16 protein-coding genes and 2 tRNA genes are annotated in these 15,122 nt (G+C 65.6%); 9 read left to right on the top strand and 9 right to left on the bottom strand.

Annotated features, from left to right (window positions below):
- Positions 1-2: 2 nt before the first annotated feature.
- From BKA03_RS06015 to BKA03_RS06005, 3 genes are all read right to left on the bottom strand, one after another.
- On the bottom strand, positions 3-638 hold the full coding sequence (locus tag BKA03_RS06015; RefSeq protein WP_062075340.1) for a DUF5343 domain-containing protein: 636 nt from the start codon (positions 636-638) through the stop codon (positions 3-5).
- A 90-nt stretch (positions 639-728) separates the two neighbouring features.
- Positions 729-802, bottom strand: a tRNA-Ile gene (locus BKA03_RS06010).
- A 14-nt stretch (positions 803-816) separates the two neighbouring features.
- Positions 817-2,061, bottom strand: a complete 1,245-nt coding sequence (locus BKA03_RS06005) for an ammonium transporter (protein WP_083971665.1) — start codon at positions 2,059-2,061, stop codon at positions 817-819.
- Between the two features lie 102 nt (positions 2,062-2,163).
- Between BKA03_RS06005 and BKA03_RS06000 the strand changes: the two genes are divergently transcribed.
- A tRNA-Asn gene (locus BKA03_RS06000) sits at positions 2,164-2,236 on the top strand.
- 57 nt (positions 2,237-2,293) lie between these two features.
- On the opposite strand, the gene dnaG is transcribed toward BKA03_RS06000, so the two are convergent.
- A complete protein-coding gene (gene dnaG, locus BKA03_RS05995; RefSeq protein ID WP_062075339.1) occupies positions 2,294-4,192 on the bottom strand; it encodes a DNA primase in 1,899 nt (632 codons plus the stop codon).
- An 85-nt stretch (positions 4,193-4,277) separates the two neighbouring features.
- Here dnaG and BKA03_RS05990 point away from each other — a divergent pair, with 85 nt between their 5' ends.
- The 3 genes from BKA03_RS05990 to BKA03_RS05980 are packed head-to-tail and all read left to right on the top strand — an operon-like array spanning position 4,278 to position 5,568.
- A complete protein-coding gene (locus tag BKA03_RS05990) occupies positions 4,278-4,724 on the top strand; it encodes a DUF6941 family protein (RefSeq protein WP_062075338.1) in 447 nt (148 codons plus the stop codon).
- 2 nt (positions 4,725-4,726) lie between these two features.
- Complete coding sequence (locus tag BKA03_RS05985) at positions 4,727-5,155, top strand: hypothetical protein (RefSeq protein ID WP_062075337.1); 429 nt, start codon at positions 4,727-4,729, stop codon at positions 5,153-5,155.
- On the top strand, positions 5,152-5,568 hold the full coding sequence (locus tag BKA03_RS05980) for a hypothetical protein (RefSeq protein WP_238579430.1): 417 nt from the start codon (positions 5,152-5,154) through the stop codon (positions 5,566-5,568). Before BKA03_RS05985 ends, BKA03_RS05980 begins: the two co-directional genes overlap by 4 nt.
- A 146-nt stretch (positions 5,569-5,714) precedes the next feature.
- On the opposite strand, the gene BKA03_RS05975 is transcribed toward BKA03_RS05980, so the two are convergent.
- The 4 genes from BKA03_RS05975 to BKA03_RS05960 are packed head-to-tail and all read right to left on the bottom strand — an operon-like array spanning position 5,715 to position 10,822.
- Positions 5,715-7,001 (bottom strand): deoxyguanosinetriphosphate triphosphohydrolase, encoded by a 1,287-nt coding sequence (locus tag BKA03_RS05975; protein ID WP_062075336.1) that lies wholly within the window; start codon positions 6,999-7,001, stop codon positions 5,715-5,717.
- A 56-nt stretch (positions 7,002-7,057) separates the two neighbouring features.
- Positions 7,058-8,242 (bottom strand): tRNA dihydrouridine synthase DusB, encoded by a 1,185-nt coding sequence (gene dusB / locus BKA03_RS05970; RefSeq protein ID WP_062075335.1) that lies wholly within the window; start codon positions 8,240-8,242, stop codon positions 7,058-7,060.
- A gap of 11 nt (positions 8,243-8,253) precedes the next feature.
- Positions 8,254-9,432 (bottom strand): YibE/F family protein, encoded by a 1,179-nt coding sequence (locus BKA03_RS05965; protein WP_062075334.1) that lies wholly within the window; start codon positions 9,430-9,432, stop codon positions 8,254-8,256.
- Between the two features lie 10 nt (positions 9,433-9,442).
- Complete coding sequence (locus tag BKA03_RS05960) at positions 9,443-10,822, bottom strand: glycine--tRNA ligase (RefSeq protein ID WP_062075333.1); 1,380 nt, start codon at positions 10,820-10,822, stop codon at positions 9,443-9,445.
- A 132-nt stretch (positions 10,823-10,954) separates the two neighbouring features.
- On the opposite strand from BKA03_RS05960, the gene BKA03_RS05955 reads away from it, so the two are divergent.
- Genes BKA03_RS05955 through BKA03_RS05935 form a run of 5 tightly spaced genes read left to right on the top strand, consistent with a single transcriptional unit; the run spans position 10,955 to position 14,406 of the window.
- Positions 10,955-11,854 carry a metal ABC transporter substrate-binding protein gene (locus BKA03_RS05955; RefSeq protein ID WP_062075332.1) on the top strand — a complete coding sequence of 300 codons (900 nt, stop codon included), beginning with the start codon at positions 10,955-10,957 and terminating at the stop codon, positions 11,852-11,854.
- On the top strand, positions 11,841-12,644 hold the full coding sequence (locus BKA03_RS05950; protein ID WP_238579429.1) for a metal ABC transporter ATP-binding protein: 804 nt from the start codon (positions 11,841-11,843) through the stop codon (positions 12,642-12,644). The genes BKA03_RS05955 and BKA03_RS05950 overlap by 14 nt, the downstream gene beginning before the upstream one ends.
- Complete coding sequence (locus BKA03_RS05945) at positions 12,641-13,483, top strand: metal ABC transporter permease (protein WP_062075330.1); 843 nt, start codon at positions 12,641-12,643, stop codon at positions 13,481-13,483. Before BKA03_RS05950 ends, BKA03_RS05945 begins: the two co-directional genes overlap by 4 nt.
- A 20-nt stretch (positions 13,484-13,503) precedes the next feature.
- A complete protein-coding gene (locus tag BKA03_RS05940; protein WP_062075329.1) occupies positions 13,504-13,887 on the top strand; it encodes a Fur family transcriptional regulator in 384 nt (127 codons plus the stop codon).
- A complete protein-coding gene (locus tag BKA03_RS05935) occupies positions 13,888-14,406 on the top strand; it encodes an SNARE-associated domain-containing protein (protein WP_062075328.1) in 519 nt (172 codons plus the stop codon).
- On the opposite strand, the gene BKA03_RS05930 is transcribed toward BKA03_RS05935, so the two are convergent.
- Entirely contained in the window at positions 14,357-15,079 is a 723-nt protein-coding gene (locus BKA03_RS05930) for an isoprenyl transferase (protein WP_062075327.1), read from the bottom strand. The two genes, BKA03_RS05935 and BKA03_RS05930, sit on opposite strands and share 50 nt — an antisense overlap.
- Positions 15,080-15,122 lie beyond the last annotated feature (43 nt).

Raw genomic sequence — 15,122 nt, 5'->3', positions numbered from 1 at the left:
CGCTATCCCAGGTGTTCCCTGAGCGACTTGAAGAGTGCGTTGTAGACGGCCGGATCGCGCGATTCGGGCAGGTGAATATTGATGTTGTAGACCAAATCGCCAATGCGGCTCTCCCTGGCTCCGGCGGGTGAGATCGGCTCCATGCGGTCAGGTCCTTGGTCGCGCTCCTGAGCGTCAGGTTGCGTGCGACGCTCTTGCGCTTGCGCCGCGTCGGGGGAGAAATCCGCAGACTTGACGAGAGTCGTGAACGTCCCTGCCATTTGTGTGAGCACTCGGTCGGTGAACTGGCCTTCGGAGAGCGTCTTCATCTTGTTCTTGACGTCGCTGGTCGACATCTGGTGCGCGTTCTTGTTTATACGGAAAAGGTCCTCATACGCGTCGCGTATGCCCGCCGCCAGGATTGCGGCGGACTGCGTCTGATCTAGGTACTCGTGATAGCGCCGCATCGGTACGCCATTTTCGTCGATGAACTGCAACGCCTTCAGAACATTCGCCATCGCCCGGTCATTGCTACTGCCGAACCCCAGGCCCTCAAGGAACTTCGTCGTGAATCGATCGGGCGCTTGGGCACCCTGCATCGCAGTGAGTATGTCGCCGGTGTTCTTGAAGCTAGTGAGATACGCGTTTGGAAGACTCATACCCGCATTATTGCCCTACCGGAGGGGTTTCGGAGGGGATTCACCCCAAACGACACGCATGTAGCACCCCCAAACAGGGCATCTACCAGGTGGGCCAGGTGGGACTTGAACCCACGACCGACGGATTATGAGTCCGATGCTCTAACCGGCTGAGCTACTGGCCCTAGAACGCCCCACACTAGTGGCGAATCTCGTAGGCCGTCTCACCGTGCTGGTGGAAGTCGATGCCTTGCTCCTCGCCTTCGGGCGTCACGCGCAGTCCCATGATGGCGCGCAGGGCCATCGCGATGATCCAACTCCCGACAAACGCGAACGCGCTCGCGGCCACCACTGCGACGGCCTGCTTCCCCAACAGGGCGGCATCTCCCGAGTACACCAGGCCGACCCCGTTCGTGCCATTGCCCACGATGAGTCGCGCAAAGAAGCCGAGGAACAGCATCCCGACCACTCCACCGACGTAGTGGACGGCGACGACGTCGAGCGAGTCGTCGTACTTGAAGCGGAACTTCAACTTGATCGCGAAGTACGCCGCACCACCGGCAATGAAGCCGACCAGGAGCGACGCGAAGGGGTCCAGGTAGGCCGCAGCCGGCGTGATCGCCACGAGCCCAGCCACGGCGCCCGATGCCGCTCCAAGAGCGGTGGGCTTGCCGGTGAGGCGCTTGTCGAGCAGAAGCCAGCCTGCAATTCCGCCGACCCCAGCAAGATGCGTGGCCAAGGCGGCCGACGCTGCCACGCCATTTGCGGCCAGCGCCGACCCGGCGTTGAAGCCGATCCAGCCGAACCACAGCAGGCCCGCACCCAGAATCGTCAACGGCAGGTTGTGAGGCAACATCGGCGTGTGGGGCCATTCGCGCCGTGGGCCAAGCACCAGCGCGAGTGCAAGCGCCGAGGCCCCCGCACAGATCTCGACGACGGTGCCGCCCGCAAAGTCGAGCACTCCCCACTTGTGCATCCAGCCGCCTTGACCCCAGGCCCAGTGCGCGATCACGGGATAGACGCAGATGGACCACAGCGTGAGGAAGGCCATCATCGCGCCAAACTTCATGCGATCGGCCGCCGCACCCGAGATGAGGGCACCCGTCACGATCGCGAACATCATTTGGAACATCGCAAACGCGATGGGCGGGAACGTAAGTTGCGAGAACACCGGGCTATCGGCAAGTCCCTCGAGGCCCGCATTGTGGAAGCTCCCGATGAGGCCGCTGCCCGTGTCGGGCCCGAAGGCGAGAGTGAATCCGACCAGAACCCACGTGACCGAGATCGCCACCATCGCCGACATCGTGTACATGATCATGCCGAGCGCATGTTTCGAGCGGACCATGCCCGCGTAGAAGATGGCGAGGCCCGGAATCATCAGCAGCACAAGAGCTGTGCTGACGATCATCCACGCGGTGTCGCCGGTGTCATATGTGGGCGTCATGGCCTCCCCTTCATCGCAGTGCGGAGCAAGGGTACCGTGCGCACGCCGGGACCGCAGATCGTGTAAAGTCTTCACGGTTCGCGACGACAGCGTTGTCGCTGATCCCCTGTAGCTCAATTGGCAGAGCAGCCGACTGTTAATCGGCAGGTTGGTGGTTCGAGTCCACCCGGGGGAGCCCGACGTTGAGGGCCCAGGTCCTCCGTCACTTCGCTCCCACCATTCGGCCCCGGAGTCAGTCGCTCCTGAGGCTTCGCCTCTTGGCTTCCAAGGCGATGATCTCGCCAAAGATGCGCGACGCGTCGTCCGTGCCCTCACCCGCGCGCTTCATGGCGCCTCGCAGCTCGCCGATGCGCTTGGTGAGGTGGCCATCGAAAACCTTGCCCATGACGGAGCCCGCGTAGGCACCCATGGTCTCGGGTCGATCGTGCGGCAAGGGCGTCACGGCAAGCTCGTTGACGGAACTGGCGAGATCCTCGCCCGCCTCTTCCGCGACCCGCGCCACCCAATCCGCCCCGGCCACCCGGACGCCGCCTGCGGCCTGAACCGCGGAGAAGATCGCCCGATAGAGGCCCACGCCAAAGGCATCGGCAGGGAGCTCGTCCACGACCGCGAGCGCGGCCGCGTCATTGCGAATCGCGTCGGGGGCCTGGAGGAGCACTCCCAGGGACAACGCCTCCGCGCGCACCACGGGGTCCCGCCTGTTGGGGCGCTCCACAGCGGGCCTGCCATCGGCGGGTTCGGTGCCTTGCGGACGCTGGGCCGACGCAGCCGCTCCCCCGGCGCGCCCACCTCCCGATTGGGTGACGGCGGCGATGACCACGTCGGTTTCCATGCCGAGCCACCCGGCCAAGCGGCGGGCGTATTCCGGGCGGAGAGCGGTGTCCCTGAGCCGCGCCACGACGGGTGCTGCCGCCCTCAGCGCGGCAACGCGGCCTTCGGGCGTCTCGAGGTCGTGCCCCGCCAGCGTGGTCTTGATGACGAACTCGTACAAGGGTACTCGCGACTCGAGTAGGGACGTCACTGCCGCGTCACCACCGTGCTGCCGGAGCTCGCACGGGTCCTGACCAGACGGATCCACGGCCACGAACGTCTGCGCGAGGAACTGTTGGTCGAGAGCGAACGACTTGAGGGCCGCGTTCTGGCCCGCCTCGTCGCCGTCGAAGGTGAAGATCACCTTGGCACCCGTCGACCCCACCTTGACTTGGGCGCTGCCCGTGTCGCCCATGAGGCGCCTGATGACCTTAACGTGGTCCTCGCCAAATGCCGTGCCGCATGTCGCCACCGCGTTGGTGACGCCCGCGAGGTGGCAGGCCATCACGTCGGTGTAGCCCTCGACAACGACAGCGGTGCGCTCGGTACGGATCGCGCCCTTTGCCAGGTCGATGCCGTACAGCACCGTGGCCTTCTTGTAGAGAGACGTGTCCGGGGTGTTGAGGTACTTGGGACCCTGGTCGTCTTCGTAGAGCTTGCGCGCACCGAAGCCGATCACGTCACCAGTCACGTCCCGAATGGGCCATACGAGACGGCCCCTGAACCGGTCGTAGAGACCCCTGTTGCCCTCGGAGAGCATTCCCGTTGCGCGCAACTCGGCCTCGGTGAAGTTGCGGGCGCGCAAATGGTCGAGCAGCGCCGACCACCCTTGGGGCGCATATCCGACCCCAAAGCGCTCGGCGGCCTCCTTGCCGAAGCCGCGCTCCTTGAGGAAGTCGCGACCCGTCTGCGCCTCGGGCGAATCGAGCTGGGCCACGAAGAATTCCGCGGCGAGCCTGTGCGCGTCCACCAGCCGTGAGCGCGGCGTGCCTGTCGCCTCGGTGCGGGGTCCACCAGACTCGTATCGCAGGGTCACGCCCGCCTTGGGCGCCAAGTATTCGACCGCCTCGACGAACGTGAGCCCATCGAGCTTCATCACAAAGGTGATGACGTCTCCGCCCTCTCCGCAACCGAAGCAGTGATACCGACCCACGGACGGACGCACGTGAAAGGAGGGCGATCGCTCGTCGTGAAAGGGGCACAGTCCCTTGAGCGAGCCCATCCCCGCGGGCTTGAGTGCGACGTGCTCGCCCACGATCGCCTCGATGGGAGCGCGCTCGCGAACGGACGCGATGTCGTCCCTATTGATCGTGCCTGCCACAGGTCACACTCTAGGCTCACGGTCTCGTCCCGTTCGCCCCGTCCATCATCTGTAGGCTAGGAGATAGTTACGAAAGGACACACGCGTGAGGGTAGATGCGTTTCTTGCCGATTCGGCCGAAGTGGTTGGCAACAAGATTTATGCCCTCGGGGCGGGGTGGAACACCATTTTTGTGCGGTCGTTCCCTGCGGTTCACCGTCGGCTCACCGTAGCGGCGGTCGTCCACGTCAGTTTTACGGACACCAACGCCTCCCACCGCTTCGAGTTGCGGCTCGAAACCGAGGACGGAATGCCATATCCGGTGGGCATGCGCGCGGGCGAGGACGGGCAACCGGAGGCAATCCAGGCGCTCGGCGGCGAATTCACGCTCGGCCGCCCACCGCTACTGGTCGACGGCGATGAGCAGGTTGCTTGCTTCGCTTTCGGTGTCGATGGGATGCGTTTCACGGACCCCACCAAGTTCGCTTGGGTCATCTCGATCGATGGCGCCGAGGCGACGCGCTTGCCGATGCGCGTCCAGCTCGCCAGCTAGCCGTGTCTGCCTATCTCGACGCCGTCTATCCGGCGGTACTCGTCGCGTGCGCGGTATTGCTTCTTGCCGGGGGCATCACGATGGCCGCCATTCGCGCACATCGCATCCTCAAATGGGTGGTCTCGGGCTTCTACATTGTCACGGCGATCGAGGTGATCTCGCTGATCGTCGCGCTCGTCCAGGGAGGAGCGCCCATCGTCATGACCGTGAGCTACCTCTTCGCCGCCATCGCGCTGCTGCCTATGCTTGGCATCGCCCGCCTCGGCGCCCCCGACTCCGACGACACGCCTTCCAAAGACAAGGATCCGAACAGGCCCATCCTGCAGCCCGACCAGATCGCGCGCGTCGACGGCGCCGCGGCCATGATCATCGCCATCGCGGCCGCCACGGTCGCATGGCGCCTCGCCACCATCCTTGGAGCAGTTTCATGAACAACGGCAGCCTCATGACCAGCACGGGCCACCTCAACCCGATCGCGCGCATCACGCTCATCGTCGCGTACGCCGTGCTAGCTCTGGCAGCACTCGGCCGGTCGTCCTTCGAGATCACCACCAAGTTCGGCGACGCCCCCTTGCCGTACACGGTCTCCGCCATCTCCGCGGTGCTGTACACGGTGATTACCTTCGCGCTGTGGCGCGGCAAGAATCGGCTAGCGCTCATCGGCTCCTCGATCGAGCTCGTTGGCGTTCTCACGGCCGGCTCTCTCGGATACATCGAATCGAACTGGTGGCCGGACAAGACCGTCTGGACGGGCTTCGGTTCCGGTTACGGCTGGATTCCGCTCATCCTGCCGATCCTTGCCTTGTGGGCGCTCATTCGCGCGCGACGCAACAGCGCGGCCTAGCGTCGACACAGCCCGCCTCCACGATCCCCACCTCGCATCGCGCCCTATCCGCACACTAGACACGGCGAGAACGAACAAACCTTGCGCCATGTGCGGATACGGCGCAACTTAGGTGCCGACCGGGCGCACGGGCCGAGTACGACCTGCTACTTGGCCGCGACCGTCCTGCGGGGTTTGACCACATACCGGTGATGCCAGTCGTAGGCCGACTTGTCCGTGAGCGACGCGACCTGGTCGACGGCGATGCGTAACCTCCCCGCGTCGTCCCGCGCATCCTCCCAGAAGCCCGCGAAGTGCGTCTCGAGCGCCTCCGGGCCCCTCTGCGCGAGGGCACGTACCAGTTCGACGAGCCTCTCCCTCTGAGCCTTGTACGCGGGCTTGAGTTCGCGTGGCGCCATGAGGAAGTGGACCGCGACCCCCTTGAGCAGCAGAATCTCTGACGCGGTGTCCTCGGGGATCACGAGGTGAGCCGCATGCCTCGTGAAGGGACCATCGCCATACTCGGCACGCGTCGCAACCGCGATCGACTGCACGAAGTGGCCGATCAGCTGACTCGCCATGTCCTTGAGGCTTGCGAGCGCGCGATGCGAGCCGTCGTACTCGTCGGTCCACGACGACATCGACCGCAGCCGGTCGAGGGCGTCGAGAATCGCGGCCTCGTCGCCGCGCCCGTACCACTCCTTCACGTGGGCGGCGACGGCTCTCGCTTGCCCCGCGTCCCGCAAGACGTTGAGGGCGATCGCGCTGTGGACGACCGAGTCCTCGACGTCGTGAACCGAGTAGGCGATGTCGTCGGCGATGTCCATGATCTGCGCCTCGAAGCTCGGGGCCCTGTCTGGTGCACCAATACGAAGCCACTCAAAGACCGCGAGGTCGTCCTCGTAGACGCCAAACTTGCGCGTGGGTCGGCCGTCGGCTCGCAAGGGCGTCGCGTTTTCGCGCCACGGATACTTGATGCTCGCATCCAAGGTGGCGCGAGAGAGATTGAGGCCGACGCTCTTGCCCGTGACTGGGTCCACCGACTTGGGCTCTAGGCGGGTGAGGAGCCGCAGCGTCTGGGCGTTCCCCTCGAAGCCGCCGATGTCCTTCGCGGCCAGGTCGAGCGCGCGCTCGCCGTTGTGCCCAAACGGCGGGTGCCCAAGGTCGTGGGCAAGGCAAGCCGCGTCGACAACATCGGGATCGCAACCGAGCTGCTTGCCGAGGCCCCTGCCCACCTGAGCGACCTCGAGCGTGTGGGTAAGGCGCGTCCGCACAAAGTCGCCCGATCCGGCCCCGAGCACCTGCGTCTTCGCCCCGAGCCGCCGGAGCGCGCTCGAGTGCACGATGCGCGCTCGGTCCCGCTCAAAAGGGGAACGATTCGCTTCCTTGGGTGGCTCGTCGACAAATCTCTCGATGTCGGCGGGGCCGTAGCCCTCGGGTAGCGAACTCACCATTCGATGCTATCCGGCCAGCGCCCCGACGCGGTTCGCCTCGCTCAACGCTGACCTGCCTAACCGCCTGAGACGGAAAGCTCCGCCTCCCGCAACTTGATCTCCATCGCGGGCGTGATGTCTTGGGAGTCGAGCCAGCCGTCGGGACACGAGGGAACCCGTGCGGTGCCCTGTCGACCTCGCGGGCCCTCGGCGTCCGGGCCAGGGAAGGGTGAGTCGAGGTCCATCTCGTCGAGCGTGCCCCGAAGCCCCGCGAGCGATTCCACAAGGCCCAGCCGGCGCCGGATGTCCCCACCAACGGGATATCCCTTGAGATACCAGGCAACATGTTTGCGAATTTCGCGCATGGCCCTGTTCTCATCGTCGTCAAAGTGCGCGACCATCAACTCACCGTGCCTGTAGAGGGTGTCGGCGACGTACCGCAGGCCGGGCTGGACTCGTTCGGGCCGGCCCTCGAACGCGGCCTGGAGGTCGGCAAACAGCCAAGGCCTGCCCATGCAGCCACGACCGACCACGACACCATCGCAACCGGTGCGCTCGATCATCGCCAAGGCGTCCTCCGCGGCCCAGATGTCGCCGTTGCCAAGCACCGGAATGGAGGTCACGGCCTCCTTCAGGCGCGCGATCGCATCCCAATCGGCGTGACCGCTGTAGTAGTCGGCCGCGGTACGGGCGTGGAGCGCCACGGCGGCCACGCCCTCGCGCTCGGCCATGCGGCCCGCGTCAAGGTACGTGAGATGGTCGTCGTCGACGCCCTTGCGCATCTTGACGGTGACGGGCACGTCGAACTTTGACGCCTCTCGCACGGCCGCGCGCACGATGTCGCGGAACAGGTCCCGCTTCCACGGCAACACCGCTCCCCCACCCTTCTTTGTCACCTTGGGCACGGGGCAACCGAAGTTCATATCGATGTGGTCGGCGCGGTCCTCCTCGACGATCATCTTGACGGCCGCACCGATGGTGGCGGGGTCCACGCCGTAGACCTGAACGGAACGCGGCGTTTCGTCGGGGTCATGAGCGATGATGCGCAGGCTTTCGGGAGTGCGCTCCACGAGCGCTCGGGACGTCACCATCTCGGCGACGTACAGCCCGCCCCCGTGTTCGCGGCACAGGCGCCTGAAGGCCGCATTCGTGATGCCCGCCATCGGGGCCAGGATCACCGGCGTATCGACGGTGAGCGGCCCGATGCGCAAGGGCGGCAACACGCGCTCAGCGGAGGGCGTGGGGGCGGGCATGGTGTCCATTGTCGCCGATGTCACGACGGGTGCGGCGCGGGCGCAACAACCTCCGGGCCACCGCGAGCGGTGGGCTCGTGCGCGATCGAACGCCCCGCCACGACGAGCGCTCCGATGAGCGTTGTCAACGGCACGGCCAGAACGAGGCCTATTGAACTGACGAGGGTTCTTACGACCTCCTCCGCGATGTCGGAAGACGTCAGCGTGATTCCAAGGCTCTGGCCATAGAGCATTACCAGCATGAGCGTGGGAAGGGCAGCGCCCACGTACACGAAGGCGATCGTGTACACGGTTGAGGCGATGTGATCCCTGCCGATTCGCATGGCGCGCACGAATAGCTGACGCCAACCGAGGTCCGGCCTGGCGGCACGCAGTTCCCACACTGCCGAGGCCTGGGTCACCGTCACGTCGTTGAGGACACCAAGCCCCGCGAGGATGATCCCGCACAGGACCATGCCTCGGAGCGAGACCCCACGGTCGGAGAACTCCATCTGCGTGTTCGCGTCGGTCCATACCCCTGTCAGTTTGCTCGCGCCCACCGCCCACCACGCGAGCACCGCAGTGACCGACAGACCCGCCAACGTCCCCAGGTATGCGGTCGTGGTCCGCGCGTTGGGACCGTGCGCAAGATAGAGCAACACGAAGAGCGCCCCCGAACCCGTCACCAGCCCCACGCCAAGTGCATCGCGCCCGTCAAAGAGCGCAGGGATCGTGAAGAAGACGACAACGCCAAACGCCGCAGCAAGCCCCAGTAGCGCGCCGACGCCCCGCCACCGCGCCACCGCGACGACCACCACCACATACAGGAGGAACAGCCACAACATCGGCGATCCGCGCTCGAAGTCGGAAAACCCGAGCGTGCCGTCGGTGAGTTCGAGCGCCCGCACTTTGTCGCCCACGTGCAGGACGATCGTCGGATCCCCCAGCGTGGCGATGTTGCGCGCCCCACGTGCCTCTTCGCCATGTACCACCGCGGTGGCGGTGCCGTCCGAATTGACGGTGGCGATGGTGGCGCCCACCCATGTGGCGCCGTCGGGAATGGAGGGAACCGAACCCCTGAAGCTGAAGTCGTTCGGCCAGACGGCGGCAGCCCCCATCGCCGTCGCGAACAGGATCAGCCCGACGAGCGTCGCCAGGATCGTTGTCGTGCGCTCAGAGGCGCGCGGAGGCGGACCGTCGTGGCTGTGTCCCGCGCCCACTCAATTACCCCTACGCGCCGATGAGCCGCTCGGCCAAGTAGCCCTTGACCTGCGACAAGGCGACACGTTCCTGCTTCATCGTGTCGCGGTGGCGGATAGTGACGGCCTGGTCGTCGATCGTCTCGAAGTCGACGGTGATGCAGAACGGCGTTCCCACCTCGTCCTGACGGCGGTAACGCTTGCCGATGCTTTGGGTCTCGTCATAGTCAACGGTCCAGACCTCGCGCAATTCTTTGGCGAGATTCTTGGCCGTGGGCAGGAGCGCGTCGGTCTTGGACAGCGGGAGCACCGCGGCCTTGACGGGCGCGAGGCGGTGATCGAGGCGAAGCACCATGCGCTTCTCGGTGCCGCCCTTGGCCGTCGCGACGTCTTCTTCCGCATACGCCTCGACCAGGAAGGCCATGAGCGAGCGCGTGAGGCCCGCGGCGGGTTCGATCACGTACGGCGTGTAGCGCTCCCCCGTGGCCTGGTCGAAGTAGCTCAGGTCCTTGCCCGAGTGCTCCGAGTGCGTCTTCAGGTCGAAGTCCGTGCGGTTGGCGATGCCCTCAAGTTCGCCGAACTCGCTGCCCTGGAAACCAAAGCGGTACTCGATGTCGACGGTGCGCTTGGAGTAGTGGGAGAGTTTCTCCTTGGGGTGTTCGAAGAGGCGCAGGTTGTCCGCGCTCAACCCAAGGCCCGTGTACCAGGCCATTCGCGTGTCGATCCAGTACTGGTGCCATTCCTCGTCGGTGCCAGGCACCACAAAGAACTCCATCTCCATCTGCTCGAACTCACGGGTGCGGAAGATGAAGTTTCCGGGCGTGATCTCGTTGCGGAAGCTCTTGCCAATTTGGCCGATGCCGAAGGGCGGCTTCTGGCGGCTCGCGGAGAGCACGTTGGCGAAGTTCACGAAGATGCCCTGGGCGGTCTCGGGGCGCAAGTAGTGAAGTCCAGAGTCGTCGGACGCGGCGCCGAGGTACGTGCGCAGCAGGCCGTTGAACATCTTGGGCTCGGTCCACTGGCCGCGAGTGCCGCAGTTTCCGCACGCGATGTCGGCCAGGCCGTTCTCGGGAGCGCGGCCCTTCCTTTCCTCGAACTCCTCCAGCAGGTGGTCCTCGCGGAAGCGCCTGTGACAGTTGAGGCACTCGACCAGCGGGTCGACGAACGCGTTGATGTGTCCGGATGCCTCCCACACCTGCGGGGGAAGGATCACCGAGGAGTCGAGCCCGACGATGTCGTCGCGGCTCGTCACCATCGCCCGCCACCACTGGCGCTTGATGTTTTCCTTGAGTTCAACGCCGAGTGGCCCGTAGTCCCACGCCGAGCGGGTGCCCCCGTAGATCTCGCCGCAAGGGAACACGAATCCGCGTCGCTTGGCGAGGGAAATGACTTCTTCGAGGCGCGTGGCCATGGGTAACTCTCCTGGGTTGAAGGTTGTCCTGTCGCGTCAGTCTAGTGCGCCGTCTGCGGCGATCCCGTCGCCACATACGCCACGAATCTCGCCTAATTGACAATGATTATCACTTCCCATAGTGTGGGCGCCATGAACAAGAGCGCCACTCGATTGCTCGCGGCCTCAGCCGCCCTCACCCTCCTCGCGACGGGATGCTCCTCGACCGCCTCGTCCTCAACTGCACCGTCGGCCGGCACCGGCGGCCTGACGATCGACGCGGCGTTCTACCCGCTGCAGTTTGTCGCCGAACGCGTCGCGGGCAAATACGGCACGGTGACGACGCTCACGGCGCCAGGCATCGAGCCCCATGATCTCGAGCTCTCCCCCGCGACGGTCAGGTCCATGCAGAGCACCGATGTGGTGCTTTACGTCGGCGGTTTGCAGCCAGCAGTAGAAGACGCGATCAAGGCGACGGGGGTGCCGTCCTTCGATGCCGCCGACGCCGTGCCCCTGGTGGCACGCCAGACCGGCGACCTGTCCTTCGATCCGCACTTCTGGCTCGACCCCGCCCTCGTCGCCGAGTACGCGCTGGCCGTGGGTGACCAGTTCGCGCAACTGGACCCCACCCATGCCGACGCCTACAAGAACAACGCGGCAGACCTCTCCAAACAGTTGGACGCGCTGGATGCCGACTTCAAGACGGGCCTTGCCACGTGCAAGAGGCACGACATCATCACGACGCACGAGGCCTTCGGGTACCTCGCCGACGCCTACGGCCTTCACCAAGAGGGTCTCGCGGGAATCGACCCGGAGGCGGAGCCCTCGCCCGCACGTCTGCGCGAAATCAAGGACCTCATCGCGCAGACTGGCGCGACTACCATCTTCACGGAGACCCTCGTCAGCAGCCGTGTCGCCGACGCCCTTGCGTCCGACGCGGGCGTCACCACGACGGTTCTGAATCCCATCGAATCGGTGGCCGAAGGCACGGATTACTTTAGTGTCATGGACCAGAACCTTGCCGCCCTGAGGACCGCCCTTGACTGCAGCTAATCCCGCCGATTTGGGACCCACCACCGGCCTCGCTCTCGAGGCAACCGACGTGCGTGTCTCACTACAGGGAACCGAAATTTTGCATGGGGTGTCTCTCACCGCCGCATCGGGCGAGGTCGTGGCGATCATGGGAGGCAACGGCTCGGGCAAGTCGACGTTCGTCCGTGCCATCGTCGGCGCCATTCCCCACGATGCCGGCACGATCTCGATGTTCGGCAAAGAAGCGACCCCAGACGCCAGGAAACTCATCGGCTACGTGCCGCAGCGCGTCAGCGCGGCCGGAGGCGTCACCGCGACGGCTCAAGAGGTCGTCGCATCGGGGCTGCTCGGCTATCGAACGCTCCGCCTGCCGAGGGACACGGCCGCGCGCGTCCGCGAGGCGCTGACCGCCCTGAGCGTGGCCGACCTCGCGCGACGGGACGTGAGCCGCCTTTCGGGCGGCCAACAGCAACGCATCTTGATCGCCCGCGCGTTGGTGAGAAAGCCCGAGCTACTTATCCTCGACGAGCCCATGGCGGGGGTCGACCTCCAGTCCCAGGTCGCGCTCGCCCATGCCCTTGGCCACCTCAAGGAACACGGCGTCTCGATCGTGATCGTGCTCCACGAGTTGGGCGCCCTGACAAGGCTCATCGACCGCGCCGTGGTGCTCGAGCACGGTTGCGTGACCCATGTGGGCGCGCCTCCCCACGACCTTGGCGTCCACGCGCTGCCCGGTCACGACCACGAGCACCCCCACGAAGACCCGGCACTAAGCGCTGGCGGCACGCTCGGTTTGGAGGGCCCGCGATGAGCATTCTGACCGAACCACTCGTGCAGCGCATGCTGCTGGTGGGCCTCTTGGTGGGCATGGCTGCGCCCATCGTCGGCACGTATTTGGTGCAGCGTCGCATGGCGCTGCTTGGCGACGGCGTCGGCCACGTGGCGCTCGCTGGAGTCGCCGCCGGTTGGCTCGCAGGCTCCGCCGCAGGCTTTGCGCAACGCGATGCGCTCGCGGTTCCCGGCGCCGTCATCTTCGCGATCGCGGGCGCCGTCGTCATCGAAAGGATGCGCTCCAAGGGAGAAGCCGCGGATGTGGTCATGGCGATTCTGTTCTACGGAGGCATCGCGACTGGAGTGCTGCTGATCGGCATGGCGGGCGGATCAAACGCCAACCTGCTCGGCTACCTCTTCGGATCGATCTCGACCGTGACGTGGACCGATGTCTGGATCACCACCGGCCTCGCCCTGGCGATCGTCGCGATTGGGCTCGGACTCAAGTCGGCGCTCTTCGCCGTCACCCACGACCAGGAATTCGCCCGCTCGACGGGGCTGCCGGTGGGCGCGCTCAACCTCGTGGTGGCCGTCCTCGCGGCGGTGACCATCACCGTGGCCATGCGGGTAGTCGGCGTCCTCCTCGTCAGTGCGCTCATGATTCTTCCGGTGGCGATCGCTCAACATCTCACGCGCTCCTTCTCGCGCACGATGTACCTCGCGATGGGCATCGGCGCGGTGCTGACGCTCGCGGGCGTCTCCATCACCCTCACCCAGAACCTGCAGCCGGGTGCACTCATCGTTGTCCTCGGCGTCGTCGCTTACGTCGCCACGACGGCCGTCACGGGCCTTTTGCGACGCTGGAGGCCCGCATCGTGACCGAGGAACCCCGAACCCGCATGACCAAGCAGAGAGCCGCGATAGTCGAGGTGCTTGCCGAGGGCGGTTTCAGATCGGCCCAAGACTGGCACGACCTGTTGCGCCACGACGGCTCGCCCATCGGTCTCGCCACCGTCTATCGCGCGCTCCAAGCACTCGCCGAGACGGGCGAGGTGGACTCCGTCCTCACCGACACCGGCGAGACGCTGTATCGCCGATGCGACTCGGCGACGAGCCACCACCACCACTTGCGATGCCGAGAGTGCGGCGCCGCCGAGGACGTTGATATCCCCACCTTCGAGGCCTGGGCGACAGAGGTTGCCGCAAAGCACGGGTACGCTCACATCGAGCACACCGTGGAATTCACAGGCGTGTGCAAAAACTGCGTACAAAGGGGCCGATGAGTGGCGGGAGTACCGGACTTCATCACGCAGCTTGGCTGGTGGGCCGTCTTCATCTTTCTCGTTGGCGTCCTTTTTTTCCGCGCGCAGGGTACCTACTGGTTGGGGCGATGGGCCCGCAGGGGTGCGGATGCGGCCGCCGTCTCGCCGCACCCACGGGCAGCCGCTCTCGCTCGGCGGCTATCGGGGCCGGGTGCCGACAGCGCCCGGCGCTACCTCGAGCGTTGGGGATTCCTCGGAATCCCCGCCTCATTCCTCACCGTGGGCTTTCAGACAATGGTCAATGCCTTCGCGGGCTTCATTCGCATGCGGTGGGACCTGTATACGGTCGCGATGATTCCCGGATGCATCGTGGGCGCCGCCGCCTACACGCTGATCTCGTTCTCGCTCGTCAAGGCCTGGGCTCACTCCCCCGTGCTGGTCGTGGTGGGGATCGTGGTGCTCGCGGGCCTCATCGTCGCGGCGTTCGCGGTTACTCGGCGGCGCCGAAGCGCCGGTTCCTCCGTGCGTATTCCTCAATAGCCGCCCACAGGTGGGTGCGGTTCACATCGGGCCACAACACGTCGCTGAAGACGTACTCCGCGTAGGCCGCTTGCCACGGCAGGAAGTTGCTCGACCGTTGCTCCCCGCTCGAGCGCCAGAACATGTCGACGTCGGGCATGTCTGGCTCGTCCAGGTGAGCCGCGAGCGTCTTCTCGGTGACCTTTGCTGGGTCTAGTTGTCCCGCCGCCACCTTGAGAGCAATGGCCTTGGCAGCGTCGGCGATCTCGGCGCGGCCTCCGTAGTTGACGCACATCGTGAGGGTCATGACGGTGTTGTGTTGAGTCATTTCCTCGGCACGCTCGAGCTCGTCGATGACCGACTTCCACAACTTAGGACGGCGTCCGGCCCAGCGCACGCGGACGCCCCACGCGTGCATCTCGTCGCGTCGGCGCCTGATGACATCGCGATTGAAGCCCATGAGAAAGCGGACCTCATCGGGGCTGCGCTTCCAGTTCTCGGTGCTGAATGCGTACGCGCTCACGTGGGTCACACCCACCTCGATCGCACCCGCGACCACGTCGAGGAGGGCAGCCTCTCCCCTCGTGTGGCCCTCGGTGCGCGGCAGGCCTCGCTCCTTGGCCCAGCGACCATTGCCATCCATCACGATCGCGACATGGGCTGGGATTGCCGATGCAGGAAGGCGGGGGGGCATCGCTCCCGAAGGGTGTGCGGGTGGTGGAGTCGTCACCGCTTGA

It is taken from the genome of Demequina lutea (assembly GCF_013409005.1).
GTDB classification, from domain to species: domain Bacteria; phylum Actinomycetota; class Actinomycetes; order Actinomycetales; family Demequinaceae; genus Demequina; species Demequina lutea.
The sequence above is the reverse complement of the archived record's forward strand: the minus strand, read 5'-3'. Positions and strand labels throughout refer to the sequence as shown.